4 protein-coding genes and 1 pseudogene are annotated in these 4,261 nt (G+C 69.0%); 2 read left to right on the top strand and 3 right to left on the bottom strand.

From position 1 onward, the window contains the following. Positions 1-83 precede the first annotated feature (83 nt). Both VLK61_RS17085 and VLK61_RS17080 read left to right on the top strand, forming a co-directional pair. Positions 84-815 (top strand): GntR family transcriptional regulator, encoded by a 732-nt coding sequence (locus VLK61_RS17085; protein WP_325422817.1) that lies wholly within the window; start codon positions 84-86, stop codon positions 813-815. A 180-nt stretch (positions 816-995) separates the two neighbouring features. Beyond that, positions 996-1,418: a hypothetical protein gene (locus VLK61_RS17080; protein ID WP_325422816.1), complete on the top strand. Its 423-nt coding sequence runs from the start codon at positions 996-998 to the stop codon at positions 1,416-1,418. A gap of 14 nt (positions 1,419-1,432) precedes the next feature. Here VLK61_RS17080 and VLK61_RS17075 read toward each other — a convergent pair whose 3' ends face one another. From VLK61_RS17075 to VLK61_RS17065, 3 genes and pseudogenes are all read right to left on the bottom strand, one after another. Beyond that, positions 1,433-2,269 (bottom strand): glycoside hydrolase family 16 protein, encoded by an 837-nt coding sequence (locus VLK61_RS17075; RefSeq protein ID WP_325422815.1) that lies wholly within the window; start codon positions 2,267-2,269, stop codon positions 1,433-1,435. Then, on the bottom strand, positions 2,269-3,606 hold the full coding sequence (locus VLK61_RS17070) for an MFS transporter (RefSeq protein WP_325422814.1): 1,338 nt from the start codon (positions 3,604-3,606) through the stop codon (positions 2,269-2,271). The genes VLK61_RS17075 and VLK61_RS17070 overlap by 1 nt, the downstream gene beginning before the upstream one ends. A 46-nt stretch (positions 3,607-3,652) precedes the next feature. After that, positions 3,653-4,261: pseudogene (locus VLK61_RS17065) on the bottom strand (beta-N-acetylhexosaminidase); the annotation flags it as partial.

Here is a 4,261-nt window from a genome sequence, read left to right as displayed (position 1 = left end):
CTGCCTTCTGGTACGATAGTGGTACTTAAGCAACGGCAAGGCAGAACGCGCTGATGAGGAGCGAGGCCCCCCACCCGACGGCGTTGTCACAGATCCTGAGCACGCTGGATCCGAACAACACCCAGCCGCTGTACATCCAGCTGCAGCAAGCGCTGCGCCAGGCGATCGAGAAGCGCATCCTGAGTCCGGATGACGCGCTGCCCTCCGAGCGCCAGCTGGCCACCGACCTCAACGTCTCGCGCATCACCGTGCGCAAGGCCATCGACGGCCTGGCCGACGAGGGTCTGCTCGAACGCCGGCAAGGGTCCGGCAATTTCGTCTGCACCCGCATCGACAAGAACTTTTCGAAGCTCACCTCGTTTTCGGAGGACATGCGCTCGCGCGGCCGCAACCCGCGCAGCGTCTGGCTGAAGAAGGCCGAGGGCACGGTGGCGCCGGATGAGGCGCTGAAGCTCGCGTTGAGCCCGGGCACGCTGGTCTACCGTTTCCACCGCCTGCGCTATGCGGACGAGGCGCCGATGTCGATCGAGACCGCGACGATCGCCGCCTGGGCGTTGCCGTCGCTGGAGGCGGTGGACAACTCGCTGTACGACGCGCTGGACCGCGCCGGCAACCGGCCGGTGCGGGCGCTGCAGCGTCTGCATGCGCTGCTGCTGAGCGACGAGCAGGCCAAGCTGCTCGAGGCCAAGCCGCGCGACGCCGGCCTGCTGGTGGAGCGCCTGGGCTACCTGCGCGATGGCCGGGCGATCGAGTTGTCGCAATCGATCTACCGCGGCGACACCTACGACTTCGTGGCCGAGCTCAACGCAATCTGAGGCGACGGGTTGACCGGCGCAACAGCTGGTTGCGCGCTTTGCATCCGGCAGGTTCGTGTGAAGCTGGCTTTACCTGCGCTTCACCTGCCGAGGGTGAACGCCGAGTCGCCCGGGGCCGTTGTCTGCTCAGGCGCCGCAAAACTCTGCGGCCCGCCCAGCAACAGCCCAGGAGATGAATTCATGAACACCCGAAAACTCGTCGTTGCCGCATTGGCCCTGACCGGCGCACTGGCGGCCGGTGCTTCGCAGGCGCGTGACCATGTGCAGTGGTCGGTGAACATCGGCTTGCCCGTGGTCACCCTGCCGGCGCCGCCGGTGGTGGTCGTTTCACGGCCGGCCGTGCAGTACGGCTACCCTGCCGTGCAGTACCCGGTTGCCGCGCCGCGCTATGGCTATGTGGCACCGCAGCCGGTGCGCTGGGACGCGGATGGTGATGGCATTCCCAACCGCTACGACCGCGTCTACAACCCGCGCTGGGACCGTGACGGTGATGGCGTCCCGAACCGCTTGGATCGCCACGACGGCCGCCGCCATGACCGGGATGGCGATGGCATCCCGAACTGGCGCGACCATCACAACGGCCGCAACGGCTACGGCCGCTGAAGCCGCGGGTGGGATCAGAAGTCGCAGCGCGCCGCCAGCGGCGGCTGCGCCTGCGGCACGGTGTCGACATGCGCCGTGCCGGATTGTCGCCAACGCGTGATCTGAGCGGCCACCTGATCCGGCCCGAGCAGCTGGCCCTGCGCGTGGAACACCCAGTCCACGTCCTGCTGGTAGACCCGCGGCGCGGCGCTCGCCGGCAACAGCCCGCCGGGTGAGAACCACAGGTTGAAGTTGATCGACATCGGCACCACCGGCACATTGCGGCCGGCATGCCGGGCGATCGGCTGGCCATCGACGAACAGGCGCACCTGCGTGGCATCCACCTGCATCATCAGCACGTGCCAGCCGTCGAAGGAGCGCATGGCCTCGTGCGTGCTGTTGTGGGCCACCCAGGGCTCCACCTGCACGGTCTGCCACGAGATGCCGTACAGCCGCGTCTTGTCGCTGTTCCAGCCGCCGTTGGGCAGGTATTCCCAATCGACCTCGCTGAACTGCGGGTCGAAGGCATGCCTCAGCGGGCTGACGGTGTAGAAGGTCTGGATCACCGGGTCGCCGTCGGCGCCTTGCACCGGCTGGTCCGAGAAGCGCACGTGGGCGGCGTAGGTGCCGTAGAGGTACTTGCGCTGGTGGCACGCCTGCGCCTGCACGGTGCCGGCCGGCGTGCCGTCGGTGCGCGCGTTCAGGCGCAGCAGCTTGTTGCCGGGGCGTTCCGGGTCGTCGACCATGCTGAAGGCATCGCTGCGCCAGGCCGCACCCGGCACGCCCGGGTGGCCGGCCGCATCACGCAGCTGCCAGCCGCTGCGGGCCAGCTGCTGCACATCGGTGTAGCTGAAGTCGTCGAAGAACAGCATCAAGCGACCTTGTCGGCGGCGGCGCTGTCGGCCGCGGGAATCTTCACGAAGAACTGCAGCAGCAGCGCCGGCACGCCGCAGGCAATGGTCCACAGGAAGAATTTCTCGTAGCCCAGCGCCACCTGGATGTCGCCGCTGATGGTCTTCGACAGGATGAAGCCCAGCTGCATCACGCCGGTGCCCAGCGCGTAGTGGGCAGTCTGGAAGCTGCCCGGCGCCACCGCCTGCATGATGTACAGGATCATGCCGACGAAGCCGAAGCCGTAGCCGAACATCTCGATGCTGACCGCCGTGCCGATGTGCCACAGGTCGGCCGGCAGCGCGACGCCGAGGTAATAGAACACGGCATTCGGCACCATCATCGCGAGGATCAGCACGGGCATCGCGCGCCGCAGGCCCAGCCAGGCGGTGAAGTAGCCGCCGAGCACGCTGCCGACCAGGAAGGCCGCGGTGCCGACGGTGCCGTAGATGCCGCCGACCTGCTCGGTGCTCAGGCCCAGGCCACCCTTGGCGCGCGCCTCGATCAGGAACAGCGGGCCGATGGTCTGCACCTGGCCTTCGGCCAGCCGGAACAGCACGATGAACAGGATCGCCACCCAGATGCCCGGCTTGCGCAGGAAATCGGCCACCACCTCGGCCATCGTGCGCAGCACGGCATCGGCACGCAAGGGCATGGCATCGGCGCGCAGCGTGTTCGGCAGCGCCCAGGCGTTGTACGCGGCCAGCGCGGCGAGCAGCAGGCCCAGCAGCGCGAAGATCGCCGACCAGGCGTTGTGCACACCCACCTGGCGCTCCAGATGGCCGGCCAGCACCAGCAGGCCACCGAGCGTGAGGAATTTCGAGGCATTGAAGAACGCGCCTTGCCAGCCGGCATAGGCGGCCTGCAGCTTCGGGCTCAGGCTGGCCATGTACAGACCGTCGCAGGCGATGTCATGCGTGGCCGAGGCATAGGCCAGCAGGAACAGCACGGCGATGCTGGCGGCAAAGAACATCGGCAGCTGGATCGCCAGCGCCAGCAGCGCCAGCCCGACGGCGCCGGTGAACTGGAACAGCACCACCAGCGCCTTCTTGCTGCGCGCCAACTCGAGGAAGGGGCTCCACAGCGGCTTGAAGGCCCAGGCCAGGCCCAGCACGCCGGTCCAGCGCGTGATCTGCTCGTTGGCGACGCCCATGTTCTTGAACATCAGCCCGGCGATCAGCATCACCACGAAGAACTGCAGGCCCTGCACGAAGTACAGGCTGGGCACCCAGCGGATCGGCGAACGCGGCCTGGCAGGTGCAGGCGGCGCCGCGGGGGGTGCCACCAAAGGGCCGGGCGTGGTGACAGGGCTGTCCATGGGCGGTGCTTTCCGTGTGCTCGGGGCGCTTGGGGGTTGGGCGATGTCAGGCGGGCAGGGCACGGGTGGCCAGCGGCACCGGGGCCAGGCCGGTGGCTTCGGCTTTGCCTTCGAGCCAGGTGCGCAAGGCGGCCAGGGCGCCATCGGCATAACCCCAGCTGACGATGGCCGGCGCGGCGATGTCCCCGGCCTGGAACGGGTTCCACAGCACCAGGTGCAGGTCGGGGCGCAGCGCGGCGGCGCTGTCGGGATATCGCGTGCGGTGGTTCGATACCAGCAGATTGACGCGGCCATCGGCTGGCATCGCGTCGGGCGTCAGCCGGCACAGGTCCGGCACGCTGACCCACTGCACATCGGTGAAGCCGGTGAACAGCGCGGCCGCCGCCTCGGCCGGCGCGCCGGCCTCCGAGACCCCATCGCTGGCCACGCTGGCCTGCGTCACCACGCGCAGTGGCGCATCCCGGCGCGGCGGCCGGGCGCCGCCCAGCGCGCTGAGGCCGCGGGCCCAGGCGCTGTGCATCAGCGCGTCGTCGGCGCTGCGCTGGGCTTCGCCGTAGACCTGCGGAGCGGCCGGGTAGCGCTGGGCCAGCGCTTGCAGGCGCGCCAGCGAACGCAGCACCTGCTCGGGCAGCAGATCGCCTTCGCGCAGCGCGGC

The sequence above is a fragment of the Aquabacterium sp. genome (genome assembly GCF_035476535.1).
Taxonomy (GTDB): Bacteria; Pseudomonadota; Gammaproteobacteria; order Burkholderiales; family Burkholderiaceae_C; genus Pseudaquabacterium.
The sequence above is the reverse complement of the archived record's forward strand: the minus strand, read 5'-3'. Positions and strand labels throughout refer to the sequence as shown.